This is a genomic window from Methylobacterium sp. NEAU K, assembly GCF_030700285.1.
In the GTDB taxonomy this organism is placed as follows: domain Bacteria; phylum Pseudomonadota; class Alphaproteobacteria; order Rhizobiales; family Beijerinckiaceae; genus Methylobacterium.
Genome location: NZ_JAUYZJ010000039.1, coordinates 19,277 through 45,878, shown reverse-complemented (window position 1 = coordinate 45,878; position 26,602 = coordinate 19,277). Strand labels below are relative to the sequence as shown.

The 26,602-nt window shown below is 65.2% G+C and carries 19 protein-coding genes and 1 riboswitch; of the genes, 5 read left to right on the top strand and 14 right to left on the bottom strand.

Going from position 1 to position 26,602, the window contains the following annotated elements; translation table 11 throughout:
* The first annotated feature begins 128 nt into the window (after positions 1-128).
* The 3 genes from Q8W67_RS23170 to Q8W67_RS23160 are packed head-to-tail and all read left to right on the top strand — an operon-like array spanning position 129 to position 2,677.
* Complete coding sequence (locus tag Q8W67_RS23170; RefSeq protein ID WP_305550167.1) at positions 129-743, top strand: TadE/TadG family type IV pilus assembly protein; 615 nt, start codon at positions 129-131, stop codon at positions 741-743.
* A gap of 8 nt (positions 744-751) precedes the next feature.
* Positions 752-1,348 (top strand): TadE/TadG family type IV pilus assembly protein, encoded by a 597-nt coding sequence (locus tag Q8W67_RS23165; RefSeq protein ID WP_305550166.1) that lies wholly within the window; start codon positions 752-754, stop codon positions 1,346-1,348.
* Between the two features lie 15 nt (positions 1,349-1,363).
* Complete coding sequence (locus tag Q8W67_RS23160) at positions 1,364-2,677, top strand: TadE/TadG family type IV pilus assembly protein (protein WP_305550165.1); 1,314 nt, start codon at positions 1,364-1,366, stop codon at positions 2,675-2,677.
* A 1,053-nt stretch (positions 2,678-3,730) separates the two neighbouring features.
* On the opposite strand, the gene Q8W67_RS23155 is transcribed toward Q8W67_RS23160, so the two are convergent.
* From Q8W67_RS23155 to Q8W67_RS23135, 5 genes are all read right to left on the bottom strand, one after another.
* Positions 3,731-4,969 (bottom strand): hypothetical protein, encoded by a 1,239-nt coding sequence (locus Q8W67_RS23155; protein ID WP_305550164.1) that lies wholly within the window; start codon positions 4,967-4,969, stop codon positions 3,731-3,733.
* Positions 4,970-5,736: 767 nt separating this feature from the next.
* Positions 5,737-6,696 (bottom strand): DUF1775 domain-containing protein, encoded by a 960-nt coding sequence (locus Q8W67_RS23150; RefSeq protein ID WP_305550163.1) that lies wholly within the window; start codon positions 6,694-6,696, stop codon positions 5,737-5,739.
* Between the two features lie 101 nt (positions 6,697-6,797).
* Complete coding sequence (locus Q8W67_RS23145; protein ID WP_305550162.1) at positions 6,798-8,948, bottom strand: TonB-dependent receptor; 2,151 nt, start codon at positions 8,946-8,948, stop codon at positions 6,798-6,800.
* A gap of 523 nt (positions 8,949-9,471) precedes the next feature.
* On the bottom strand, positions 9,472-11,502 hold the full coding sequence (locus Q8W67_RS23140) for a TonB-dependent receptor (RefSeq protein ID WP_305550168.1): 2,031 nt from the start codon (positions 11,500-11,502) through the stop codon (positions 9,472-9,474).
* A gap of 240 nt (positions 11,503-11,742) precedes the next feature.
* A riboswitch (cobalamin riboswitch) is annotated at positions 11,743-11,940 on the bottom strand.
* Positions 11,941-12,167: 227 nt separating this feature from the next.
* The gene (locus tag Q8W67_RS23135; RefSeq protein WP_305550161.1) at positions 12,168-12,788 is read right to left on the bottom strand and encodes a tyrosine-type recombinase/integrase; all 621 of its coding nucleotides are present in this window, start codon (positions 12,786-12,788) and stop codon (positions 12,168-12,170) included.
* 207 nt (positions 12,789-12,995) lie between these two features.
* Here Q8W67_RS23135 and Q8W67_RS23130 point away from each other — a divergent pair, with 207 nt between their 5' ends.
* On the top strand, positions 12,996-16,790 hold the full coding sequence (locus tag Q8W67_RS23130) for a hypothetical protein (protein ID WP_305550160.1): 3,795 nt from the start codon (positions 12,996-12,998) through the stop codon (positions 16,788-16,790).
* Positions 16,791-17,773: 983 nt separating this feature from the next.
* On the opposite strand, the gene Q8W67_RS23125 is transcribed toward Q8W67_RS23130, so the two are convergent.
* The 9 genes from Q8W67_RS23125 to Q8W67_RS23085 all read right to left on the bottom strand — a co-directional run bounded on the left by Q8W67_RS23125 (position 17,774) and on the right by Q8W67_RS23085 (position 24,318).
* Positions 17,774-18,478, bottom strand: coding sequence for a hypothetical protein (locus tag Q8W67_RS23125; protein WP_305550159.1), 705 nt, complete (start codon positions 18,476-18,478; stop codon positions 17,774-17,776).
* 17 nt (positions 18,479-18,495) lie between these two features.
* Positions 18,496-18,954, bottom strand: a complete 459-nt coding sequence (locus tag Q8W67_RS23120; protein WP_305550158.1) for a hypothetical protein — start codon at positions 18,952-18,954, stop codon at positions 18,496-18,498.
* A 14-nt stretch (positions 18,955-18,968) separates the two neighbouring features.
* A complete protein-coding gene (locus tag Q8W67_RS23115; protein ID WP_305550157.1) occupies positions 18,969-19,445 on the bottom strand; it encodes a hypothetical protein in 477 nt (158 codons plus the stop codon).
* An 84-nt stretch (positions 19,446-19,529) separates the two neighbouring features.
* Entirely contained in the window at positions 19,530-19,991 is a 462-nt protein-coding gene (locus Q8W67_RS23110; RefSeq protein ID WP_305550156.1) for a hypothetical protein, read from the bottom strand.
* Between the two features lie 320 nt (positions 19,992-20,311).
* Complete coding sequence (locus Q8W67_RS23105; protein ID WP_305550154.1) at positions 20,312-20,656, bottom strand: hypothetical protein; 345 nt, start codon at positions 20,654-20,656, stop codon at positions 20,312-20,314.
* Between the two features lie 105 nt (positions 20,657-20,761).
* The gene (locus tag Q8W67_RS23100; RefSeq protein WP_305550153.1) at positions 20,762-21,718 is read right to left on the bottom strand and encodes a replication initiator protein A; all 957 of its coding nucleotides are present in this window, start codon (positions 21,716-21,718) and stop codon (positions 20,762-20,764) included.
* A complete protein-coding gene (locus Q8W67_RS23095; protein ID WP_305550152.1) occupies positions 21,715-23,262 on the bottom strand; it encodes a bifunctional DNA primase/polymerase in 1,548 nt (515 codons plus the stop codon). The genes Q8W67_RS23100 and Q8W67_RS23095 overlap by 4 nt, the downstream gene beginning before the upstream one ends.
* Before the next feature lie 6 nt (positions 23,263-23,268).
* Positions 23,269-23,463, bottom strand: a complete 195-nt coding sequence (locus tag Q8W67_RS23090; protein ID WP_305550151.1) for an AlpA family transcriptional regulator — start codon at positions 23,461-23,463, stop codon at positions 23,269-23,271.
* Positions 23,464-23,637: 174 nt separating this feature from the next.
* The gene (locus tag Q8W67_RS23085; RefSeq protein ID WP_305550150.1) at positions 23,638-24,318 is read right to left on the bottom strand and encodes a hypothetical protein; all 681 of its coding nucleotides are present in this window, start codon (positions 24,316-24,318) and stop codon (positions 23,638-23,640) included.
* A 788-nt stretch (positions 24,319-25,106) separates the two neighbouring features.
* Between Q8W67_RS23085 and Q8W67_RS23080 the strand changes: the two genes are divergently transcribed.
* Positions 25,107-26,441, top strand: a complete 1,335-nt coding sequence (locus Q8W67_RS23080) for an IS1182 family transposase (RefSeq protein ID WP_305550149.1) — start codon at positions 25,107-25,109, stop codon at positions 26,439-26,441.
* The last annotated feature ends 161 nt before the right edge of the window (positions 26,442-26,602 follow it).

The window sequence follows — 26,602 nt, the reverse complement described above, 5'->3', positions numbered from 1 at the left end:
ATTTCAATTTCTGGTGGCTTTAGAAACGGATCGTCAATCGCTTCGACCTTATTGTAGCCGGCGCGACGCCTGCCGAGGACGCAGGAGGCAGACGTTTGGGGCGACCGATGGGCCACGAGCCGGCACACTTGGCCGTCACTCGACGATTGCGAAATTGCCTGTGGGTCCTGCGGCGTTTCTACCGCGCGGGGGAAGGTGCGACAGCGGTAGAGTTTGGCCTGCTCGGGCTGCCATTCCTCGCTCTGATCTGTGCCTGCCTGGAGAATGGCCTGGTCTACTGGGAGCAGGAGATCCTTCAGCAGGCCGTCGTCGATGCCGGACGACAGATCTACACCGGTCAGTTCCAGACGACGAACGCCGGCATCACCAACTCCACGACTTTAATAGCCAACTTCCGAAGCGCAATCTGCACGATGCCGAATGGCGCGGTTCGGTTGACGATCTTCAATTGTGCCAACGTGCGCGTCAGCGTCACCCAAGCGGCGAGTTTTTCCGGCGCTTCTACAGTTTCCCCTGTAGCCATCGACTCGTCGACGCATATCAGCGATTGGAATCCGAGTTTTCAGGGCTACACCTGCGCTGGCGCTTCTGCCATCATGATTGTCCAAGCGGCAGTAGATGTACCAGTCTTCTTTCCCTTGCTCGGATCCACGGTGGCGACCTTACCGAACAAACGTCGCGTTCTCCAAGCCGCCACTGTGTTCAAGGTCGAGCCCTACAACACCAAGTCGGTATGCTCGTGAGCTGCGCCATGTTCACTCGCTTCCGCACAAATCAGCGTGGCGTGGCCGCGATCGAATTCGCAATGATCCTACCCGCCTTGGTGACGATCTATTTCGGAACCGTCGAGTTGACGCGCATCGGCGATACGACTCGCAAGCTGACCCTATTCGCCCGAGCACTCGCTGATCTCTCAGGCCGGGCTGACAACCCGAGCCCGTCAGCGTCCGACATGACGACCATCGCCTCCGCTGCGAGCGCGATCATGCAACCGCTCGATGTGTCCGGACTGCAGATCGTCGTCAGCGCGATGGGCGTCGAGAGTGTCGGCGGTACTCTTTTTGGCGGCGTCTGCTCAAGCTGGGCCCAGAACGCCACGGCACGCGCGCGTCTGGTGATCGCTGGCACCAACGGCGTGCCTGCCGCGCCCGCCACCTACCAGTTCGACGGCGCTCGCTACATTTTGGCCGAGGTTTCGATGACCTACACGCCGCTCATCGGGAGCAGCCTCTACAGATGGATCTTCGGGACGCGGCAACTGACCTTCACGCGCCAGATCCCCTGGGCCGAGCGCACTACGAACGAGATCGTCATGCCAGGCGGAGCCGCCTGTCCGAATTATAGCTGAGTTGCTTGAGGGGTCGTGCTGCGATTTTCAAGACAGGGCGCACGGCGCCTTCGCACCTCCACAGAACAGTTTGGACGTGCCCGATCGGGTCAGGTCGCGATCATGTTCGCGCTGATGTCCATTCCGGTCTTGTTCGCGACGGGCGCGGCGGTCGACTACGGCCGGCGCAACGCTGCAAAAGTTCAACTCGACGCCGCCCTCGACGGCGCGGTGCTCGCGGTGATGGCGCAAAAATCTAATACCATCGCTCAATCCAGTCTCACGGCCTTGGAGACGCAGTTTCGCACTGAGGCTGCGAAAGTGCCCGGCGTGACGGTCAACAGCTTCACACCCGGTCCGGTCGTGAATGGGGCCTCGACGTTGAGTTTGACCGCGAGCTACAAAGCCAACATCAAGACGACAATCGGCAGCATCATGAAGGTGCCAGCATTGTATTTTGACGGAGCTTCATCGAGCACGCGCAACCTGTTTCAGTACATAAATTTCTACCTGTTGCTCGACACTTCGCCATCCATGGGGCTCGCAGCTACCGATACCGACGTGAACAACATGAAGCTCGTTACAGGCGGGTGTGCATTTGCGTGTCATGAACATACCTACGACAAGAAGGGGAGAGTGACTGGCGACAGCACGACTGATAATTATCACATCGCACAGAAGAACAATATCAAACTCCGCATTCAGGTACTGAGAGATGCGGTTTCAGCGCTCGTAGACCAAGCCAATTCCAGTATGTCTCTCGCCCAGCAATTTCAGATGGAGATGTGGATTTTCAATGATTCGACCACGCAAACCCGGCTGCAGGCGATGACGCCGACGTTGAGCCAGATCAAAACAGCCGCTCCAAGTATTGATATTGCTTATGCGTACTACAACCAAGATGACAATCAAACTGATTTCGAGCGTGCGATTGCTAAGATGAACACGACCATACCCGCGAGCGGCACCGGTACCACTGCAGGTTCGCCGATCCGGTTTCTATTTTTTGTCACTGATGGCGTTGAAGATACTGGAGGAAGCGTCACAAATAAGAGTGCAGGTTTTCAGTATACGAGCAACCGCTTCATTGGTCCGTTCAGCCCATCGACATGCAATACGCTCAAAAATAATAATGTTCGCATTGGAATCATTTACACGCAATATCTGCCAATTTATGATAACGGTTTCTATAATTCCTATGTCAAACCGTATGAAAACAACATTGGTCCGATGTTGAAGGCTTGCGCATCGGACGGTCTCTATTTCCCAGTCGCATCAGGCGGCGATATTACATCGGCAATGCTGCAGTTATTCTCGACGGCGGTAGCTTCAGTGCGAATTAGCAATTAACATTTGGCGCTTCGAGTGCGACTTGAAGGCGTTCGCCCAGCGAATGTGGCCGAGCGACGGCTGTACCTCCACGAAGCGCACCGACCTGAGCGGCCACAACACTCACTCTGCTTCCAGGGTGACTGACCCAGCACTGGTTTCGATCGTCTTGACCCGTGCGCTGAACCAACAGTGATCCGGCAAGGTGCTCAGGTACCGGTTGCAGGCTGTAGGATGGACGGCGCCCGAGGTGGTCGGCATCACTGCCAGCAACTCGCGCAGGAAGCCCGCGACCGCGACCCCACGTCGCTCCGGCAGGTACTACTCTTCGCGGAAACGCTCGTAAGCTGAGACGATATTCTCAGCGACGATGGCCGCGAACCGCTCCTGAGCTACCTCCGTAATAGGCCTGTTCCTCCTACAGAAATCCGCTCCCGCTGTGCCCTCTGACGGTGTTCGGCCGCCGAATGTAGGTCATGACGGTGTCCGCGTTGCGGTGGCCGCTCTGGTCATGATCCGGGCGAGATCGGTGCCGCGCTCGGGCGCACTGGTGATGTATCCTCCACATCACGGCAGGCTGACCATCTCATGACACGCATGGCGGGAGGGCCCAGAACCTCCTCCCTCTGGAGTCGAGTTCGCTCAAGGCGACGCCGTCCCCAGTGGGCCGCTTCAACCCCTCTGTCGCTCCAAACCGGCCATTCCGTTTTCGGCCAGACCCGGTCATTCGTCGAGATGTCGGAATGTCCAAAGCGGCCAGAATGAACGAGCGCTCTGCGCGCCGCTGGCGTTGATGACGCCCCCATGAAGGGCGGCTGTCGCCGCGGGGGCGAGCTACAGCTCGCGGGTCGCGGATTAGCCCGTTTTGCGCGGAATTGCGGGGGCGAGGGCGCTCTAGTTTCAAACACCTGCGCGGGGCGCGAACTGGGCAGAATCGCGGGATGGGCGGGTGCTGGTGGGTCGGTGCCGCGGGTGTGTCCGCGATCGCGCGGATGTGCACCAGAATGGACTCGGGCCGGCGGCATGGGGTTGCCGCCGGCCCGAGCCGTCTCGTGTTGATCGTCGCGAGGTGCGTCAGGCGGCAGCGCGTGTGCGCGTCGTGGCGCGGACGCGCCGCGGTCGTTCGCCCGTGGCCGGGTTTACGACGAAGGGGGCGTCGGTCGGTACGGGCGACATCGGCGCGTTGTCCGGCGTTGGCGCATCTGCCGTTGCGGCCGTCATCGCGAGTTCGAGCTCGCCGTCGAGCAGCCACCAGTCGGTGTAGCGACGGTGGAGGGCGGCCGCGTGCGCGGGCTGGCCGGCGGCGGCTAGCGCTGCGAAGGCGTGCTCCAGGGTCAGCGGCACGAACGGGATCGGGCCGGCCTGCGGGTCGGTGAGTTGGCGGCTGTAAGTTGCGGCCGCGGCGTGTGCGAGTTGGTTGTGCGCGGGGGCGATGAACGCGAGCGTCGCCGTGTCCGCGAGGCCGGCTGCGATCGTCGCTGCGGCGAGGCAGTGCTGGCGGTAGGGCTGCTGGCAGGCCGGGCCGGTCAGCGTCTGGTCATCGGGCGCGATGAAGAGGCCGGGCGTCGTGCGCGCAATCTCGGCGTGGCGCGGATGGGGCGGGGGCGCAGGGTCGTGGCCGGCCTCACTGTACTTTATCTCGATGCAGATCAGCGCGCGGGCGCCGGTCGCGGTGCGGCCCCGAATGACAACATCGAAGGCGGTTCGGTCGTCGGTGAAGCGCGGGTCGCCACGGCCGGGACTATGCTCGAACAGGATGTCTGTGACCTGCGCCAGCAGGGCGGGGAACAGCTCGGCCATGAAGCGGGTGGCGAGAGCGGGGTTGGCGGCGAGTGAGCCGAACAGGTTGAAGGCGAGCGGCTGTGAGGACAGCAGGTTCGTGCGCAGACGGCTGATGTCGTAGGCGGACCCGGGCTCGCGGTAGATCAACGCTCGGGCCGCCACGGCGGCGATCTCGGCGTTCATGAAGTTGGCGCCGGTGCGGCCGGCGGCGATCGAGATGCGCGAGCCGAGGCGGCGGACGCTGTGCGGATTAGCGCGGTCAATATGCGTGCCGATCGGCAGGTCGCGGTCCTCGCGCCAGAGCGCCTGGAGGAAGCGGGCGGCGGCCTTGAAGCGGTGGTCTGCGGGGACGAAGACGGCATGGCGGCGGCGGGCGGTCTCGGGGATCAGCGGCAGGTGGGACGGGGGTGCGCCGAAGCCGGATGGGTCGAGGACGGCGCGGGCGGTGTCGGCGAGTGCGGTCGGGATGCTGCGCGAGTCATGGAAGTCGCTGGTATCGGCGAGCCGCGGCAGCGGGATGGTGGCGTCCATAGTCGGGGGGCCTCGTGGCGACCGCGGGGGTGCGGCCGGGACGTGGTTCCCGGGATGGGCAGAGTAGTGAACAGGCGCCGCCGTAGGACGCCGACACCGGCGCAGGGTAGGCAGGCGTGGGAGGGCGGCGGCGACCGCACGGCAAGCGAGGCTCGGCGGTGGGGGCGGCGGTGGGGCTGCCTGGGGTCCAGGCGCAGGTAGAGAGGGGTTGGATGCGATGTAGCCGGTGGGACACGCGCTCGACACGCGCAGCCGTGCGTCAAAGCGCCGTCCGGTCACTTGGGTCCGAGACGCGCCAAGAGCTGACATCAGCTCGATGCCCGATAGCCGACATTCAGTTTCAGGTGATCATCCGTCTGGTGTCGACCCTTATCTGAAGTTCAGTAGGTCCGCTTGCGGGCAGCCTGATCCAGTCCTGTGACCAATCCTGATTGAGGACGGCCAGGGCCGCCGTCGCGTCATGAGCGTGGCGCGACAGGTAGCCGAGCGCGGCGGCGTGGAGGGGCTGCTATCTGATCTCGATGCGCGTCCGTGGCAGCAGTTCCTGCCGTGCAAGCTCCTTCACGGTTTCGCTGAGGGCTTTGCTCTCGATCTTCCGGCGCAGGCTTTCGTCCGTGTGGCCCATGTAGGGTCGCTCTGAAGTCCACCGACCGCGGATCATTCCAATCATTGAAGGCCTCTGCATGATCCTCGCTGAGGCCCGCTCGCTGCAACTAGAAGTCCGATGGTTGTAACATGGGTTAGGATCTCGACCATCCCCATTCGGATCAGTGCTCGTGCTGATGCTCCCCTGCGTTCGGAGCTTGCGCCGCAATGCCCTCGACAGTGAATGCTACCGGAACCGTTCCAGCTTTCTCGAAGGTCAACGTGCCGTCGACCTTGTCGCCCTTCGCGAGCGGCTGTTTCAGGTCCGTAAACATCAGGTGGTAGCCGCCGGGCTTCAGCGTCACAGTCTCGCCGGGCTTGATCACGAGGCCGCCCTCGACGGGGGCCATCTTCATCACACCGCCGTCCATCGACATCGCGTGGATCTCGCCGCGGCTCGCCCTGTCGAGGGAAACTCCGGTGAGCTTGTCCGGCTCGGTTCCGGCGTTGGTGATGCTCAGATAGCCACCGGCCACCTTGGCGCCGTTCGGCGTTGCGCGCGCCCACGGTACCTGGATGGACAGAGCGCCGGCTTTGATCGGGGCCGGGGTCGGCGCGCCACCCTGCGCGGCAACGATGAGCACGCCGGGAGCGGGCGTCTTCATAGAATGCGCGGACGTGCCGGCAGGAGGGATCTCGCTCCAGCTGTAGCTGCCCTTGTCGCAGTCCTGCTGCACCGGGAAGTACACGGTCTGGCCGGGCACGAAGGCGTCCGAGATCCGCGCAAAGAAGGTGAACTCGTCGACCTCGTCATCGGGTAGGCGTCCCCCGGTCCAGGTGATGGTCTTCACCCCCTCCGAGATGGCGTCGTGGTAATATGGGTACGCTTTGGCATAAGCGCCCTTGGTGGTCGTCACCTGCCAGCCGGGCTTGGGCATCGGCTTGGCGCCGACCACGCCCTCGGGGATCGTCACGCTGACCTGTGTGGTCGGCGACCCAGCGCAGCCGTGGGTGATCTGGACGACGCCCCGATAGGAGGCGTCCGGTGATGCTTCCTTCCGCTCCATTACGGCGTGAGCCTGTGCCTCTGTCGCTGATAGCGCAACAAGGCCGACGAGCGCGAGGCGAGTGGCGAGGTGCATGGCCGAGGATCCGAGGAGTGACTGGTGGAGGGCGAGGTGGGATGCTGGCCGTTTGGCCACGCTGGTTTGAGCCAGCGCAGCGGTGAGGACCCGCTTAGGGCTCAGAACGAGGCGCGCACCCCCGCGAACACGCTGCGGCCGTTGCCAGGGTAGAACGCCGCCAGCGCCGCTGCACCGCCGGCCGCCGCCTGGGCGTTGTTCACCACCGCGATGTCGGAGATGTAACGCTCGTCGGTCAGATTACGGGCGTCCACGAACAGCGACACGCCGTTGGCGAAGTCGATGCCGGTCTGGATGTTGAACAGCGCGTAGCCAGGCGCCTGCAGTGTGTTGGCGTGGTCCGCGAAAGCCCCCTGCGGCACCCAGTCTACCGACGGGGCGAAGTAGAAGCCGCTCGGGTGGCGGTAGCTGAGGACCGTGCGCAGCACATCATCCGGGATGCCGGCGATGCGGTTGTTGCCGTAGACGGGGTCGCGCACGAACCGGAAGTCGTTGTGCGTCCAGATCTGGGTAACGGCGAGCGTGTCACCGATCCCGGTCAGGTCTCTGACGAGATCGAGCGAGACGGCGGCCTCGACGCCCTGGTGGATGGTGCGAGGCGCGTTGAACGTCGCCGCCTGGATGCCGAGGCCCGGGTTGGTCGAGAAGTTGATCAGCTCATCGTGCAACTCGGCGCGGTAGAGGGTCACGTCCCAGGTGAGCCGGTCGATGTGCCCGCGGGAGCCTGCCTCGTAGGTCCAGGCGCGCTGGGCCGCGAGCGGCACGAAGGTGGCGCTGATCAGGTTCTGCTGCACCAGATCGCTGAAGTCCGGCACGTCGCGCGAGCGGGTGATGTCGGCGAACACCTGGATGTCCGGCAGCGGCTGCCACAGCAGGCCGATCTTCGGGTTTACCCCCTCGTAGGTGATGTTGCCGTACTGCACGGCCGGGCTCGCCGGCAGACCGCCCTTGTTGCTGTAGGTGCGGTTCGACGAGAACAGCTTGGCTCCGGTCATCAGCGCCACATCGGGCAGGAACCAGAAGCGGTTTTCGCCATACGCCTCGTAGTTCGAGGCGCTTTGCAGGGCGTTCAGCGTCGGCACTCCGCGCTGACCCTGGATGTTGACGAACTGCTGGGCGGAGTTCTGGCCCGCGAAGGCGCGCAGGCCCAAGATCGTATCATTGCGGTAGCCGCCGACATCGAAGGTGCCGGCCCAGTGCGGGCTGATGCCGTAGGTCCAGCCGTCCTGGTCGATGACCTGAAAGATCGGGTGGTAGAGGTTCTTGTGGATCGCCCAGGTGTCGATGTCGAGCTTGCCGACATCGAGCAGGAACGAGGTGCGGTTGGCGACCCGTTCAGTCTCGACCTGCCGCGACTGGTTGCCAGTGATGGCCGAGAGGTTGGCGATCCGCGGCGTGTTGAGGGCCTGGCCGAGCGTGATGGAGCCGGGCAGCTTCTGCTCGGTCAGGTAGCCGCCGAGATAGAACCGCGTCTCGACGCCGGGCGCGAGCTGGTAGCCGATGTTGGCGTTGAAGTTCTGGGTGCGCTGAGACTCGTGGTCCCGGAACCCGTCCGAGTTGGTGAAGGTACCGTTGACCATGAAGTCGACCGGCCCCGAGATGCGCGAGAACTGGAAGTTCTCCCGGATCGTGCCGAAGCTGCCACCATCGATGCGCAGGATGTTGGGCGCGAAGGCCGTGTAGGCGGTGGGCGTGACGAAGTTGACCGCGCCGCCCAGCGTCGTGGCGCCGAAGGTCAGCGCGTTGCCGCCCTTGTAGACCTCGGCCGAGCGCAGGGCGAGCGGGTCGATCTGGTAGAAGTCGCCGCTGCCGTCGGCGAGGTTGAACGGGATCCCGTCCTGAAGCACCTCGATGCCACGCAGGTGGAAGCCGCGAGCAATGCCGGAACCGCGGATGGAGAGGCGCAACTCCTGTCCGTATCGCTCCTGCACGTAGACGCCAGGGACGTCCTTCAGCACGTCGCGCAGGGTGTTTGCGTAGCGATCCTGGAAGTCTTTGGCATCGACAAACGCGACCGAGCCGACGGTCGAGTTCACAGCGGCGCGCTGCTGAGCGACGCTGGGCACCGTGACGGAGCCGGAACTCTCGCCCGGTGTGGACGAGGTTCCGACGCTCGGTGCGGAGGAGCCCGCCACGCTCAGTTCGGGGAGGGTGACGGATTGCGAGGCGACGGACTGGGCGAAGGCCGACGTGGAGGCGAGCAGCGTCAGCAACAGGGCGGCGTACAGCTCGACCCGAGGTATGCGGTACATGATGGGACGTCCATAATCTGGGTGATCGGGATGTGGCGATCAGCTCAGACGACGGGCGGGGCTCTCGCTTGTGCTCGGAACCGTGGGGGAGCGCGGGGAACGGCGACGACTTCAGGCCGCCAGGCGAGGCTCACGGCATGGCGACGCGGCCAGACGACGGTCGACACTGCGAGAACGGGGACATGGCTTGCCGGATGGACATGGGCCGCGGTGCAGCAGTCGCAGCCGGCATGAGCGGGCGCCGGCTTGGCTGGCCCACTATCATCCGTTCCTGGGGCGCCGACGCAGAGGTGATGGTCCGGCCCGGAGAGGCTGACTGAGAGCACGCCGCCGAGGAAGCTCTGCAGCGCGAGCGCGTACAGCGCGGCCACGGCGACGGCCACGCGGACAGCAGCCCAGCTTGGCCGAAGCGCGCTCATGTCCAGCGGGTAAGGCACGGGCGCGAGCTGCGTCAACGCACAGTTGTGGATCTACCAACGATTTCAGTCGCCTGTGGCGAAAGAGTCGTCCTGTTCCTGTAGCCTCAGAACCGACCCGCGATGGTGAGGCGCACGGCCGTGGGCTCGACCGGGTGGAACACGCGGTCGATCAGACCCTCGGCGGGCTCGCCGGGCAGGCGCGAGACGTAGGCGTAGGTGATCTGGTCGGACTTGCTGTTGGTCAGGTTCAGCACGTCGAGGGAGACGCTGATCCCGTTCTCGAAGGCGTAGCCGACCCGGCCGTTGAACAACGCGGTCGGTCGCGAGCGGATGGAGTTGTCCTCGATAAGCGGCCGCGGCCCGAAATACCGGAACCGCAGGGATCCGAACCAGCCGAGCGGCTCGCCAAAGGTGACGCCAGCCGACGCGATGGTAGTAGGCGCCTCCGGCACGCGATTGCCGACCGGGTCGTAGTCAGAGAAGCGGGCGTTGGTGATCGTCAGATCTCCCTCCAACGACAACCACGGCGTCACTGCGTAGCGGTTGGTCCACTCGACACCGAAACGCCGGGTAGGGCGGCTCGGCTCGGTGGTGCCGGTGTCGCCCTGGAACAGGTTCTCCGAGGCGAAATCGAGCCGGAACAGGGCCAGGCTGGTCTCCAGTCCGGCGATCGAGCGGTTGCGCAGGCCGATCTCGTAGCCGGTCGACGGCACCAGGAACGGCGAGCGGGTGGTGTTGAACAGCGCGCTTGACGGATCGACCGTGGCGGTCACGCCGCGCACGTCGTTCGAGTGGAAGCCGCCGCCGTAGTTCACGTACAGCTCGGTGTCGAACCACGGCCCAAGGGTCAGGCCGAGCTTCGGATTGACGATGCTGTCGCGCGCCTTGCCCGAGTTCGCAGGCGTGTCCGAGACGACGCTGGCGTAGTAGCCGTCCGCGCGGAAGCCGATCGAGGTCCGCAACCAGTCCGTCCAGCGGACCCGGTTGTCGAAGTAGAAAGCCCCGCTCGTCTCTAGCACACGGTCATCGAGCACGCCCGAGCGGTACTGTCGGTTCGTGGTGTTGAACAGGCCGACACGGATCGAGTCGGTGCGGGTCTGGACGCCAATCTCGTTTTCCATCGGCCGCCCGAACAGGTCGCCTTGGAAGATGTGCAGGGCCTCGCCGCCACCGATGATGCGCTGATCAAGCTGATGGAACTGGTCGCCATTGACTGGATCGTTGAGGAAGTAGGTGAAGTCGTTGAACAGGTTAAGCTGGGACCGGATCACGTAGGCCGAGGCCCGCGTCACCCCGGTGTCGTCCGTCGCGCTGAACTTTCCCGACAGCGAGAAGCGCGAGGTGTCGCCGCCGTCTGTGGGATTGATCGTGCCGTAACGGCTGATCAGCCCTTCCGTGATGGCGCGCTCGGGGATCTGGTTGGTGGCAGTCCAACGGGCCGCGTAGGCCATACCGGTGACGGAGAACCCGTCGAGTGCCGTGCCCTGGCTGTAGCGGGCGACCCCATTAATCTTGCGCAGGGCGTCAGGGACGACCCATGGGCCGTCGTAAACCTGGGCTTCCCCAGCCAGGAGGAGGTTGCCTTCACCGAGCGGCACGGTGGTGATCGACAACGCCCGCTTGTAGCCGAACGAGCCGATTGAGGTCAGCGCGACATTCTTCGCGGTCGTGTCGAGGTAGTCGATCCGAACCGAGCCCGCCGAGGCAAAGTCGCCGTCACGCACGAAGTACGGCCCCTTGTGGAACTCCACCGCACCGACGAGTTCCGGGATCAGGAAGTTGATGTCGGCGTAGCCCTGCCCATGGGCATGGGTGCGCATGTTCAGCGGCATGCCATCAAGGAATAGGGCGATGTCGGTCCCGTGGTCGAGGTTGAACCCCCGCAGGAAGAACTGGTTGGCCTTCCCCTCCCCGCTATGCTGGGTGACGATCAGGCCCGGCACCGCCTCAAGTACCTCGCCCGGGCGCGTCACCGGGCGGCTGTTGAGCTGCGCCCCCGTGATGACGCTGGCACTGGCGGAGTCCACGGGCCTGCTGATGCCACCGATGCCAGTCGTACCCCCGACGTAGCCTGCGCTCGCGGACGGCCCGACTTGCGGCGCCGCGGCTGCGGCGGTCTCAGCGGTGACAGAGATCTCCTCCAACGTCGTTTCTGCGGTCGCAGCATTTGGAGCGGATCGGTCCTGAGCTATGGCCGATGATGCCAAGGCGGCGATGCCTAGGCCCGACAAGGTCGAGAGCGTTCGGGTAGTTGGACGACGGGACAAGGAGGCCTCGGGCGACGGCAGTGGCACGTCACCGCGAACAAGTCCGAGAAGACCACGTCAGCATGGCCGCCTCGTCACCCACCTGGACACCCCGCCCGGCGCGTTTCGCGTGTGACCACGGCTGACGGCAGGTCTCCTGGCTCGCGGGTCGTCGCCCTCTCATCGTCTTCCCGGGCGAGACTGCCCAGTGACGTCGTGATGAAGGACTCGCCGCTTACAGTTGCGGGGGCAGCCGCGGCATCGAGGCAGGCCCCTCACCGCGTTCCCTTTTGATCCCCGAAGGGAACCGTCACGGTCAGGCTAGGTGATCGGCCGACGCTCCGTCAACGCGACGAGGCACGTTCCTGTGATGTGTGCCCTTTTGGCTGCATTCCGGAGATCGCCTCTGCGAGTGTTCGATCGCTGCCGACAGGACTGGGAACAGGCTCATGCCGAGGGGCCGCTTCCAGGTGTCGAGCCAACTCCCGCTGTCCACCCTTCTCGGACGGTGGGTCGCTAGATGCGGCAGCCCATTGGGGCCGCCGCGGTGAGGGTCAGATGTCAGTCTGCTCGGACAACACCAGGGCGTCATCCGCCTCAATGCCGAGATAGCGCACCGTGCTCTCGAGCTTGGTGTGCCCGAGCAGCAGCTGACAGGCGCGTAGGTTGCCCGTCCGCCGGTAGATCAGCGCGACCTTCGTCCGGCGCAGGCTGTGCGTGCCGTAGCCCGCCGGGTCTAGGCCGATCAGCGCCACCCACTCGTCGACGAGCCGGCCGTACTGGCGCGTCGTCAGGTGCTCGCCGGGGCGGCTGCGGCTGGGAAACAACCAATCGCTGGCCCGCGGTCCCCGCAGCTTCAGCCAAGCCGCCAACGTCTCGCGGGTCGTCTCGGTCAGCTCGAACGGCACGGGCCGGCCGGTCTTCTGCTGCACGATGGTGGTGCGCAAGCGGACGCCGTCGCCAAGGTGGACGTCGGCCACGCGCAGGCGGACGAGGTCGCAGCCGCGCAGCTTGCTGTCGATGGCGGTGTTGAACAGGGCGAGGTCGCGGGTGCGGCCCTCGTGCTGCAGGCGGGTGCGGATCGCCCAGATATGCTTCGGCTTGAACGGCGGCTTAGGGCCGATCAGGCGTCCCAGGTTCCAGGGCCTGCGAATGATCTCGATGGTGGTGGGCATAGCAATGCTCCGTTTGTGGAGCCCTTAACATCACACCCCGGCTGCGATCCGCTCGCGCCGCAGCGGCACGCCAACATCCATCAGAAATCGGCTCGACGGCCGGTATCAGACTATCCCATATTCGACGTGTTCAAGCCTGCACCGCTGCCTCTAACACCACCGCATCTCGCGGCTGCCAAAGAGCGACGGCAACCCTAAATAGTTCGCATGTTTGAGGTCACTGGCGATGACGTCGCTGCCCTGAGCGACGGCGATCTCCGTACGCTGATAAACCTGTTGTGCGAGGCAGAGCTGCGCCGTAGGGGCCTTCCCACCGCGGCGGTTACCGCGGGCGGCGATCAGGATGCCCCGGACGGTGGTGTAGACGTGCGCGTCGCGTTGCCGCCGGAGACCGCCATCGGCGGCTTCATCCGCCGGGCTGCCACCGTCTACCAAACCAAGAAGTCCGACATGACGCGGACAGCGATCCTCAAGGAGATGCGCCCACGTGGCATCCTCCGCCCGGCGATCGTCGCACTGGCTGAGGAGAGGGGCGCCTACGTCATCGTCAGTTCGGGTGCCAAGACGGCTGATCCGGTGCTCAATAGCCGGCGGACGGCCATGAAGGAGGCACTGCACGGCGTCCCATCCGCCGCTGACCTGACCATCGACTTCTACGATCGGACGCGCGTAGCGACCTGGGTCCGCGACCACCCGGCTATGGCTCTCTGGGTTCGCGCCCGGATCGGCCGTTCGTTGCGCGGCTGGCGCCCGTTCGGCCGGTGGTCGTCGCAGCCCGCCGGGGCGGACCCTTCCTACCTGCTGGACGATGCCGCCCGCATTAGGACGAACGCTATCGATGAGGCCGACAGTCTAAGCGCGGCCGGCGGTATCGAACGTATTCGAGCTGAACTGAGCGAGCCGGGCAAGTCTGTGCGCCTCGTGGGGCTGTCTGGCGTCGGCAAAACGCGGCTCGCCGAGGCGTTGTTCGACTCGAGCGTCGGCAAACCGGGCCTCGACCCATCGCTGGCGTTCTATGCCGATATTGCCGACGAGCCTGATCCGTCGCCGGTCGGCCTTGCATCCGACCTGATCGCCGGTCGCACCCGCGCGATCCTCGTGATCGACAACTGTCCGCCGGAGACGCACCGGCGGTTGACCGAGATCGTCAAGGCGGAGGGCTCGACGGTCAGTCTGCTCACGATCGAGTACGACATCCAGGACGGCGAGCCCGAGGGCACCGACGTATTCATCCTTGAGACGTCATCTGCGGCGCTCATCGAGCAACTGCTGGCTCGGCGCTTCCCGTCACTGTCGCAGGTTGACGCGCGCACCATCGCAGAGTTCTCCGGAGGCAACGCACGCATCGCGCTCGCGCTGGCCGAGGTCGCGCCTAGGAGCGGGACTGTTGCAAGCCTCGGCGACAAGGAGCTGTTTCGGCGGCTGTTCGAGCAGCGTGACGCCCCAGACGCGTCGCTGCTGCCGATCGCGCAGGTCTGCGCCCTACTCTACTCGTTCGAGGGTGAGTCTCTCGACGGCGAAGCCGCCGAGCTGCCGGTCCTGGGCAATGTGATCGGTCGTACAGCGGAAGACGTGCGAACCGCCGCGATCAGGCTGAAGCGGCGTCAGCTTGTGCAGGCGCGCGGACCATGGCGGGCGGTGCTTCCGCACGCCGTCGCTAACCGCCTCGCGGCCACCGCGCTTGAAGAGATACCGCGCTCCCGTTTGATGGCTGCGCTGGTGGAGGCCGCCTCAGACCGCGTCCTGCGCTCCTTCTCCCGGCGTCTCGGCTACCTCGACGCCAGCGAGGAGGCGCGCGACATCGTGCGATCGTGGCTCGCGCCGGGCGGCTTGCTCGCCGATATCACGCACCTCAACGAACTCGGGATCGCGGTGCTGACCAACGTCGCTCCGGTTGCGCCGGAAGCGGTATTGGCCGCGTTGGAAACCGCGATGCAGGGGGCGGATGACGAAGCAATCCGGAAATGTACCCCATTCGTCCGATTGCTACGCGCGCTCGCTTATGAGCCGGCGCATTTCGAACGCGCAGCGACGCTCCTCGTGCAGCTTGCTCGGTTGCCAAAAGAAAATCGCCTCCGAGGCGACGCCGCCGAAATCTTGGAATCTCTGTTCCCTATCAGACTGTCGGGAACGCGAGCGCCCCTCGAACTGCGCCTCAAGGTCGTAGAACGGCTGCTGCGTTCCGCGGACGAGAACGAGCAGCGCCTCGGCATCAGGTTGCTGCGGGCCGTTATGAGGACGGAGCTGTTCACCTCTGGCTATGACTTCGAGTTCGGTGCGCGCTCGCGCGGTTACGGCCTTCACCCGCGCAACGAACAGGAAGTTCGCGAATGGTACGGAGCCGCGCTCGGGCTCGCGGCGCCGTTCCTGTCCGCGAACGGCCCCGTCCCCGATGGCGTGCGGGACGTGGTCGCCCGCGCGTTTCGAGGTCTGTGGGTGCGGGGCGGCCAAGCCGCTGAGTTGACGCGTCTCATCCATACCATCGTCGGTGTGCACGGCTTCTGGCGCGACGGTTGGGTCGCCGTTCGACAAACGCGCATCTATGGCGGCGAGCATCTATCGCCGGACGCGCTGGCCGAGCTCGGAGCACTTGAGGACGCTCTGCGTCCGCGGACCACGATCGACAAGATCCGCCACGTCGTTCTGCACGGGGGCGGGCACAGCAGGGATCTCGACGATCCGGTCGAGGATGACGACACGGGAACGCGCGAGATCACGGTGATCAAGCGCTTGGCGCAGGAAATCATCTCAGACGAGGTCGCGTTCCATGCTCTGCTGCCTGATCTGGTCGAGGCTGACAGCTACAAGGTCGGGTTCTTTGGAGAAGGTTTGGCCGAGATATCCGAGGCGCTACAAGCGACCTGGGACGCCCTTCGTGCACACACCGCTGCCGCCTCGAAACCAGGTGTCTCCGTCTTGTGCGGGTTCTTGACCGGCGTCGAACGGCGGGATGCCGCCCTCGCACGGACGATCCTCGAGGAGGCGCTGGAAGATCCCATCCTCGCCCCGTTTTTTCCCATCCTGCAATCGAACGTGACGTTCGATGACGCCGCGCTGGCCCGGCTCCATCGCGCGCTCGCGACCGGGGTGACCCCAGTAGAGCGATTTGCCCGGCTCGCATACGGCGGCGTTGCGAGCACCGTCTCTGAACCAGACCTGAAACGCCTTCTCCTGACGATTGCCGAGATCGAGGGTGGCAACGCGATCGCGCGGCAGATCCTCCACACGAGGTTTCACCTCGACCGCAGCAACAGGCGAGAGTCCGGCCCCGATCTTGTCGAGACCGGTCGCGTGCTGCTCTCGGATTTTCGGTTTGAGCGTGAGCGCAGGCGTCACTCCCTTGAGGACCATGAGTTGGCATTGATGGTCCGCGTGTCGCTTGTGGGCGACAGCGGGCGGTCGACCGTGCGAACCCTTTGTCAGACACTGATGCAGGCGATGACCCGCTGCGAGATCAGTCACTACGAGTACGACGACCTGATGCAGGCACTATTAGAGGTCCACCCAATCGAGATGCTCGATACACTGTTCTCAGGCGACGAGATCTCTCGCCGAAGGAGCGCCGAGTTGCTGAATGAGCTCCCGCGTTCGGGCAAGCTTCCTATGAGCGCGGTGTCCGACGATGTCGTGCTTGCATGGTGCGGTCGCGAACCGTTGGAGCGCTTCCCTCTCGCTGCGGCCTTCGTGCAGTTGTCCGAGCGGCCCGACGAGGAGGCCCCCCTTGGCTGGACGAGCTTGATGCGACACCTGCTTTCGAGCGCCCCCGACCCTGTCTTGGTTTTTGAGACCATCGTCGAACGCCTCCATCCGAGGAGTTGGAGCGGGTCGCTGGCTACAGAGTTCGCATCGCGCCTCGATCTTCTTGAGCAGCTCGACATCGACGCTCTGCCTGTCCTTGCGGAGCCGATGGAGCGCGCACGGGAGGCGCTGAGAGACAGATTCGATCGTGAGCGCCGACGTGAGCAGGCCGAAGCCAGGGAGCGCGATAGCCGGTTCGAATGATCGAAGGCTCTGGTCGCGCTATCTAGACCAAGCTCGGAAGGCGCTTTCCGACATCCATACTTCAGTCCATGGTGCCATAGTTCCTCAGGAAATCACGAGAGATGCCGATCGGATCCGTCAGTGTGCCCCTTCTTGCGAATCCAAATAGGATCACGGCTTCAAAGCGACCTTCCAACGGCCTAGTCCGATCCCGAAAAGCCCATTCTCCGAGGGAGAAGGGATATCACGTGGCGACCCCGACAGGGCTCGAATCTGCGATCTGCCGCTAATTAAGACGGCTACGCTTAGCTGCCGTCTTGAACTGTCGGAAGCGGACGTCTCCAACTTCCGCTTCGGGTCAACTGCGGTAGGAGGGCGGCGGTCGTGCTGGGGGCGAGCTACAGCTCGCCGTTGGCCGCGTAGGCCGTTTGTCGGCCGAACCGGGCCATTCTGACCTCTCGAGTTTCAAACACTTGGCGGGGCCGCGGAGTGCCCCGAAACACCGTTGTGGGGGTGAGGGTGCCGCTGGATGGTGTCGCCGCGGAAGAGGTGAGCACGGCCGGCATTCAGTCAGGAGACGGCTATGTCCGGGGTCGAGCGGCGGTCGGCCATCGTATGGCCCCAGCTGGGTTGACGGCGCCCGAAGTGTATCTGGCGCGTCGGTGGGGGGGGTGAGCGCGAGTGTGGCCGGCGCCGGCGGTGCGCCGGCAGGGAGTAGGGGCGGCAAGCGGTCGTCCCATCCGGTCGATGCAGGTTTCGGAGAAACATAGCGCCGTCCGGGGCGTGGTGCGCAGGCGTGTCCGCCGCTCGCCTCCGCAGCGATGGCGCCGACCCTCGTGCGGACGCCGGTCGGCGTTACGCGCGAGCAGCCGACGTCTTCACGCCGGCTGCAGCAGTGTGCGTCCGGGCGCACAGCGACGTCCTGCACTGGCAACGCGAGCCGCCAGGGCCCTCAGTCGCTGCCGACGCCCCAGAACGTGAGAGCGGGACGCGCTTGCACCCGATCAGCCCGGCTTCGCCTCGTCGCTGTCTTCGAGGGGCCGGCGCCAGACCGGCACGTAGTTCGGGTCGAGGCCGGCGCGCCGCTCGCTCATGAATCGGCTGAACGAGAACGTCGTCGACAGAACAGCGTCACCGATCGCCAGCCGCAGCCGTGTCTGGCCACTCTCTTCCAGGTCGTCCGTCTCGCGCAGTAGGCCTTGCACGCGGTAGAGATCGACGGCGCCGCCCGCGATCAGAGCGGCGGCATCCGCGTGATTGTCAATGGCGTCCGACCGACACCACAGCCAGAGGAGGTGCTCCGCGCTTGCAAGCCGCGACGGGACACCGAACCACGGGCGGGTGATCGCATCCGCCAGTAGACCCGCTTCGGTCGCGCAGGCGCAGGGCCGCAGAGTCACCTCGATGGGCCGCGGACACAGCTTCGGGTCCATGTGCGCCAGGAACCTTGCGCGCGTCGCCCGCTCGAGGTCCGCGGCGCGCTCGCGCCCGTCCGCGCCGAGGTCGGCGACGATCTCGATCGCGCGCACGAACCGCGCCTGCTCGTGCAGCGTCAGCGCGATGCGCCCGACCACGGCGTAGGCACAGCCCTCCGCGTCGAGCTCTCCGACGATATCGCGGAAGATCGCCGGTAGCATTCCCGGCGTCAGGTTGCTCGGGTCGTTGACGTCGACGAGGAGCGCCTCGATGTCGGCTGAGCTGCCGCCCATACTGCGGGACCTCCGTCTCAGGCGAGGGTGCGGTAGTGCCCGTCCGAGCGCACCGTGTGGTGCTTCCCGACGAGGCCGAACAGCCGGATGAGGTCGGCGATCGTCTCCGGCCCTTGCAGCCGCCGGTCGGCGTAGAGGGTGAACCGCGCCGGCCCGCGCATGTAGACCACCCGCCCGCGAGGGAACGCCTCATACTCGTGGCCCGCGATGGCCGGCGGCAGGCCGCGGCGGCGCAGCACCGTGGTGCCGAGCTTGCGCCAAGCCTCCCAGACCTCGTGGTGCCCGCGCGGGTGGGTGAGGCAGTCGCCGTAGGCTTCCGCCTCGGCCAGGAGCGTGCGGTCCGTGATCAGGACCGTGCGCCCGCCGTCGGGTACGCCCCAGAAGATGCCGACGCTCGGGACATGCGTCTCGCCGAGAGAGCTACCGGAGTCTAGACCGTCGGCATCCGTGCCGGTGATGTCCGTGTTCGTGCGCATGGTGCCCGTCCTCGTCAGAACACGAATTTCCAGTCGATCCGCCGCATGGGGGTACCCACGTCAGCGAGCGTCGCGGAGCACATCGCGACGATGTCCTGCCGCACCGCCTTCGTATCGGCCTGCACCGGGTTCGGCTTGACCAAGAAGCAAAGGCCCTTGGCCGGCCAATGCCGCTGCCGCTCGGGGGCGCCGACCGTCATGTGGGTCAGGCGGAGCGCGTAGCCGTAGGCGTTCTCCATGTAGGGAGCCTGGGCGGTCGCGAAGTTGACCACCATCTCCGGCTTCGCCTGCGCCTCGCGGTAGCCTGTGACGAAGTTCACCTCGCCCTTGCCGTCGTCGGCGAGGCGGAAGTCGTGGTTGCAGGGGGTGGGCCGGCCGTCGAGCTTGAGTGCGAGACAGCCGCCGAACTTGGTTTCGTCGACCGGCGGGTTCGCCCGGGCCGGGTGGGCGGCCAGCAGCAACAGGGCGAGCGGCAGCATCGCGCGCATCATGGGGGTGATCCGTCAGGGAGATGGGGCAGGAAGGGCGGCGCGTTGTCCGGGCGCCTGGGGGCGCCCGGACAATGTGGCTTGCAGTCAGCGGCGGGTCAGCGCGCCGCCGAAGGCGCAGGACGCCCCGTGGAAGTCGCCGCAGCCCTGCTCCTCCGCCCGCACGCGCTCGGCGTTCGGGCCGAAGCGCAGGCGGAGGGTGCAGGCCTCCTCCGAGCCGCTCGGCTTGCGGGTCAGCACCAGCGCCCTCGGGCCACCGGGCGTGGCCAGACCGCGCGGCTCGCCGGTGCATTCGTTCGGGATCGCGGTGTCGGCGACGACAAAATGCGCGCCGCTGCCGTCGCCGAGCTCGAACAACTGGAAGTCGAGTCGGCCGTCGCCGCGGCCCTGGTAGCGTTTCTCGAACGGTGATTCGGCGTGAGTGAGCGCCGCAGCAAGGACGAGGGTGAGCAGCGCGCCGAGCCGCAGTGCGGTCGCGGTGGGGGGTGCCTGTTCGCGGAGCCGCGGCGTGCAGCAGCTCGGGGCGGCGGAAGGGAACGGGTTGGACATGACGAAGGGGTCTCGCGGACGCTCCGGCGGAGCCGACGAGAGGGATTCCCGCTGCCTCCTCGGAAATTTACCGCTGGATGCTGATTCCTGCCGCGGCTGGCGGTCGCACCCCTCCTGCGTCTGTTTCGCCAGACTGCGCCGAGAGCTGTGTCCGACGCCACGCCGGCGGGGCGGCGGAAGGCTGCGGCTGTGCATCCGGCGTGCCCCCCGACGACAGTGCTATTGCGAATGATCTCGATCCGCCCGCTGCGCAAGATCACCGAAGCATGCGTCAGGGTTTTGAGGGAACCACCGGCACCGCCCCCGCCAAAGTGGTGGGCTCAGTCGTCGAGACTGCGGAAGACCCGCCCTTCCCAGCTCGCCCATTCCTCGGGACCGTGTCCGTAGGGTGAGTATGCTTCGACATCGTTCCAGTGAATGTAAAATTCACCGTTACACATGTAGGGCTGTATCTCCCCGATTGTGATCTCATCTTCGAGGAAGCAAGCAAATGAAGCCTCGATCAGGCGCAATGGACGAACGGGAAGACCGTCGATCGTGTCGATGGCGTGGGGGCCCTCGGCAATACGGCGCCGGCGTTCGGCACGATCGCGCTTGGCCGAGTCGGACTGCTTTTGTGCGGCGATGTACTCCGGGGAAAACGGGCCGTTGGCGAAATTGTACATGGCCGTGAAAACCCTTTCTGAGATGCGGCGATTTTAGGGTGACTGTTTCGCACAGAGCTCGACGACTCAGGCTTGTGTCGAGCGCCGCGGTCTCGATAGCGATGCTCAGAGACCGTCGGGTAGCAGCAAATCCTCAGTGTCGAAGTGGGTGCGCGTTCGTCGCGCCTGGTCTGTCTGCCCGAATATCTCGGCGAGCTCGGGCGTCATGGGCCCGAAGATGTCTTCGAGGGACAATTCTTCAGGGGCCGCCTTTTCGAACTGTGGCGGGGGCTGCCGTCCTGCTTCCTGACGCACGAGGGTCAGGACCGTGTCTGCGCCGTCGCCGGAGAGCGAGAGGTTGATGCCCGGCAGGCGGTTGCTCTCGACGATCGCATTCAATGCGTGACGGAAGCGTCGAGGCTTGTCCGTCGAGCCGCTCAGCACGAAGGCGCGCTTCAGGGGCAGGGCGTAGGTTCCCGTAGGACCGCCACAATATGTTCGGGCCCAGCCATAGATGCGCCGCTCCAGCCCCCGTAGATCTAGGGCACACGGATCAATCTGCAGGATTCGGTACTCTTGCACCTCACGGGTCAGGAATGGAGACACGTCGATTTGCCATCGGCCGTCGACGCGTTCGGCTCGCTCAATGATGCGGTGGCAGTCGTGTTGCCCACGCAGGTCCGTAGACATCACGGTGTTGCTCAGGCGCGCAATCTGCGCGGCCAGCAGGCGGTGCTGCTGACCGCCCACAGGACGTCCGAGCGCGCGCAGACAGGCAGCCGAGGTGAAGATGAGCGGCGGTGCGAGTGATTGTTGCAGGTTGAGTCGGTGCGTGAGGAGCGTCGCGACGAAGGTGAGCACGCCGCCGTCGGCCAGCGTGGCCAGCGGATCCCCGATCCTCGCCGGATGCGTGCGAAGGAAGAACCTCAGGCCACCCTCGATACCCCGGAATTCACCACCGTGCGGGCCGGTCCGGCCTGGCTCCCGGGCGGTCAGACTGAGAACGGGATAGCGTTCCACGACGGTGAATGAGCGCGGGCCCGTCAGGGCACCGCTGCGGCGGTGCGATGCGACGGTCGTCATGCTGGCCTCCGTGACGATGGCTGCGCGGGTACAGATTCTCCCCACGGCACCGCGGCGACGGGAGCTACGGCACTTGGGCGATCGATCTCGCGGCACTTGGGCGACGCCGATTTTTCACCTGAATGACCAAGAGTGATAATCGATTGTTTTGAGGGGGCATTCAGATCGTCGTGTGCTTCGTCCTGCCGCCGCGCCTCGATGGCCTCCTGCGTCTCCTGTCCCTGATCCTGATAGGTTGCCCCCCCCTCCACTGGTTTCGGGTGTATGGGACGATCACCGTTTTCGGACGGGTCGGTGGTTCCGTCCCCCCGCAAGTGGGGCGCGAGAACCGCTGGGTTCGGCCTGTAGTGAGCGCCTTGGGCCCGTCCGCCGCGGTTGTTCGTGACCAGCCAGAGGCCCGCCTGCACCAGACGTTGACGCCCCCGTTTGACAGTGCGCTCATTGACGTCGAGCGAAGCCGCAAGCGTAGCGGGACTGGCAAAGCACGGGCCGCCGCCGCGGAAGTAGCCACTCATGGCATGCGAGACCCGGACGGCACTGGGTGGCAGGCGACCAAGTGCGCCACTCGCATCCACCGTGGCGTTGAAGGCGGCCAGGCGGGACATGTTCCAGAATCTGTCCTCGTCGGGGCGAGCACCTGCTCCGCCGGGGTGGAACTTCGGGTTGCGTACGATGTACTTGGCCTTTGTTAGGGCGTCCGCTCGGCACCAATAGCGGGACCCGTTGCGCCTCGGGCGGGCGAGATCGGCCGTGGCGGCGAAGAGGCCCCACGCATGCCCCGCGATCGCGTCGGGAGCGGCGTGCCCGAGTGCATACGCGCGGGCGATCAGATGGGTGAGGTACGCGTCCCGGCCGTTGTGGACCTTCCTGTCAGGACCGATCTCCCAGCGTCGGTCGGCCGGCGCTGCCGTTGTCGGTCTGGGCTTCACGCCCCTGGCCGGGACGCCCGTGTCCGGGGTTGCGGATCGCGTCCGATCCTCGGCCGCGCGCAAGACATCCTTCAAGGCCGTGACTTGGTCGGGGCTGGGCGCAGGGACCGCGCGGAGCGGGAGTTCCTCGGGCCTGCCCTTTGGCCATTCGTAGGGATGCTTCGTACCGGAATGGATATTGTGGGCAACGACGTAACGGCCATCCCCGATCAGCTCGACCTTGTCGGCGAGTTGACAGCTCCGAACCGGCTTCGAACCGGCATTGCGGTAGATCAGGACGCAGCGGGGCGCGCGTCCGATCCGGACAAGCGGCGTCTCGCCGAGGATCGCGACGACGAGCGCCACCAAGAACTTGACGCGACCCTCATCCTCCTCGTCGATGTCGATAGCGAAGCAGGCATGCCCGCACGGGAAGGCGATGCCGTACTCGGGGTATTGATGAACCCATCGCGCGGTCTCCGCGGTGGTGGGCATCCTGCGGCACCAAAGCGTCCACCCTTTCCAATTGGTTCGCTTGGTGCCGCGCGGAATGGGGAAGGCGGGGTAGCCGTTGGCGGCGATAGCGGGAAGCAGCGCCATGCAGAAGGCTGTGGTGGAAGAAAGGAGCGGAGCCATGGCCGCTCAGCCCACGGTGAATTCGGAGGTGCTGCGGTGCGTGTGCGCCTCGGCCCAGGCCGCAAGATCATGCGCCCGGTAGACTACCCTGCGGCCGAGCTTCACGAAGATGGGGCCGGTGCCGGCCACACGGTGTCGCTCGAGTGTTCGACTGGAAATGCGCAGGGCATCGGCTGCTTCGCGCTGCGTCAGCAACGCCATGCTGCCATTCGATGAGACTCCGCTGCTCCTTGCGGGAGAGGATGCGCCAATTACCATGGTTTGCTCCTGTCGCCGTCGTGTGACGGCGTCGATGGAGCGACTATGAACAGGAGCTGAGGCTGCTTTGAACGTCTGAAGGGTTCGACGTGAAAGCGTGGAGGGTTTCGGCGCCTGTCACTTCCTGGCGGGCTTTGGATAGGTCACGCCGTTGTAGGGTGCCAGGGGATTAGCGCTGCGCTCACCGACGGTTTCGGGCTTTCCGAAAGCACCCCCCTTATCGAAATGTGTATCTCTTAAGAAAGTTGCAATGTATCCTGCCTTCGATTTTGAACGCTCTAGGCCTGATGGGAAATTTTCAACTATCCATTCCTGTAGAATTTCTTTCTTGAAACGATATTTTGGCGAAAGATCAAATCGGTACACTATCTCATTCATGAAACTTATGTAAGGAAACGAAAGAAAATCAGGCTGGGCATCGCTGCTGGCCGGCGCAGTGGGTGTTTTCGGGAAAAACTTTGAGACGAATGCAAGACGGTCAATCAGTAGGTATCCTGACTGGAACTCGTCGCCACACTCGACTGTCTGCAAGCATGTGCTGTAAGCCTCAAGCCATAGGTATTGGCCAGCCCATTGATGCCGAGAAATTTTGAATTCTTTTCCATCCTCGCGAATACACCAGCCGTCGATGACGCCATTTACGAGCGCATGCCGCAAAGGATGGTTGGGGTTCTGTCTCTCGCGATGCCAGTCAAAACCGGAAGAGTATTCATCCCCGTGATGAAGCCAATCCAGCGCGCGACGAAGTTCGATTCGCTCATCAGGCAGCTTCAGTGATACATAGTCTTCTGTGTACATCGCAGCAGCCCGGTAGTTATGCAAACTACCGCAAGAACAAAAATCAGGCCTGTCTTGCGGCCTGAGAAGGATTGATAACTGCAAGGTATGAATTAGGTGTAAGCACCCAGATCGCTTGCGGAGTTTCTGACCAACTCCCCCCGGCGGACCCCGGCCTGTGGGGGCGCGGGATAAAGGGCAAGCATACGATGCCCCCAGCCGCTGGCGAGCCGCTCCGCCTCTATGCTATGGGACAGGCTCGCCTGTTCGCAATCGGCGACGCACCAAAACCGCGCTACCGGCGCGGCATTCGAAGCGAGCATCTGATCGGTACGCAACCAACGGGTCACGGCCCTCGGCTGCAACCGAAGCAGGTCGTTGCCGTGGTCGTGAGCACCCTCGTGGTTTCGGAGTAGCCCAACGGCAGAGACGACAAGTGCCCAAGAAGGGTCGACGCCGGACGGTCGGCCAAGTGGAGCGGTGATGTCTACCACAGGGGCGTCGAGCTCAGTTATGCCTATGGCGGCGTACAAGCGGACGCCGGCGCGCAGCGTGGCCTTGGTCGCGCATCCGGAGCGCCGCGACGCCCCCTTTCAGGGCTGGCCGCGCAGGGAGGCCGGCTGGCTCGGCAGCGCGAAGCGGACGCCCGTATCCCGGATGGCGCCACCCTCGATCCGGTACACGCCGAGGCTGTCGTCGGAGTATTTGCCGATGTAGACGTATTCGCCGCTCGGATCGAAGGCGATGCCCTGGGAGCCCGTCCGAGTAATCGGCTCGACGGCGAGGCTGCGGGGTGATTCACTCGGCTCATGGCCAAGGTGTTTCGCTCCTGGGACGTCGATCAGGGCTGGCTGCTGCCGCCCTCGCTGCACGAGTTCGTGCCGCCCGGGCACATCGCGCACTTCGTGCGCGACACGGTGCGGGAGGCGCTCGACCTCTCGGCCATCCTCGACACCTACACGGAAGAGCGCGGCTACCCGCCCTATCATCCGGGCATGATGGTGGCCCTGCTGCTCTACGGCTACAGCCGCGGTCTGTACTCGTCGCGTCAGCTCGCCCGGGCCTGCGAGGAGCGGGTCGATGTCATGGCCGTCACCGGCCTGAACCGGCCCGACTTCCGCACCATCGCCGACTTCCGCAAGCGCCACCTCGTGGCTCTGTCGGACCTATTCGTGCAGGTTCTGCGCCTGTGTCGGACGGCCGGTCTGGTCGAGTTCGCCCACGTGGCGGTGGACGGGACCAAGCTGAAGGCCAACGCCTCTCGCCACAAAGCGATGAGCTATGGGCGGATGAAGACGGCCGAGCCGGCCCTGGCCGCTGAGGTGAACGCTTGGCTGGATCGCGCGCGCGAGGCTGACGCGGCCGAGGATCAGGCTCACGGCGTGAACCGGCGCGGCGACGAGACGCCGGACTGGATGGCCGACAAGCAGCGGCGGCTGGAGACGATCCGCGCCGCCAAGGCCGCGCTGGAGGCGGAGGCGGCTGATCCGCCCGATCCGGACGACGAGAGCGGGCCGGGTGCCTCGTCGGGCATGCGCCGGCAGGGCCGGCCACTGCGCGGGGAGGATGGCAGTCCGCCCGACCGGGCGCAGCACAACTTCACCGACCCGGACAGCCGGATCCTGCCCACGCGTGATGGCTTCGTGCAGGGCTACAACGGCCAGATCGCAGTCGACGCAGCGCATCAGATCATCGTCGCCCATCGCCTCGTGACCAACGCGGCCGACTACCGCGGCCTCGTGCCGCTTGTGGACGGGGTCCGGGCTCATCTCGGGCGCAAGCCGCGGGAGGTCTCGGGCGATGCCGGCTTTGCCAACGAGGCGAACCTGGTCGCGCTCAAGGAACGCGGCATCACGGGCTACCTTGCTCCGGGGCGGGCGCGTCATGGCGAGGCGGATGCGGCCGGGCGCCGGAAGGTGACGAAGCTGCCCCTGATGAGCGCGATGGCCGCCCGCCTGAGGCGGGCTGGGCGCCGCAGCCGCTATCGCCTCAGGAAGCAGGTCGTCGAGCCGGTGTTCGGGCAGATCAAGCAGGCCCGAGGCTTCCGGCAGTTCCCGCTCCGCGGTCTCGATCAGGTCCGGGGCGAATGGGCGATGATCTGCACGGCCCACAACCTCCTCAAGCTGGCACAGGCCGGCCGCTGAGCCCGCCAAGCCGCAGCCTCTGCTCAGGTCTCGCCGCTCCACCCCAGCTCCAAACCCCGTTACTTAGACACGCTCCTAGCAGGAAGGGGCAGCCCTCCGCCGCCCAGGCATTCCCGGCGAGCAACAGGGCCGAGAGCAGCCCCGCGCTCCAGCATGAACCG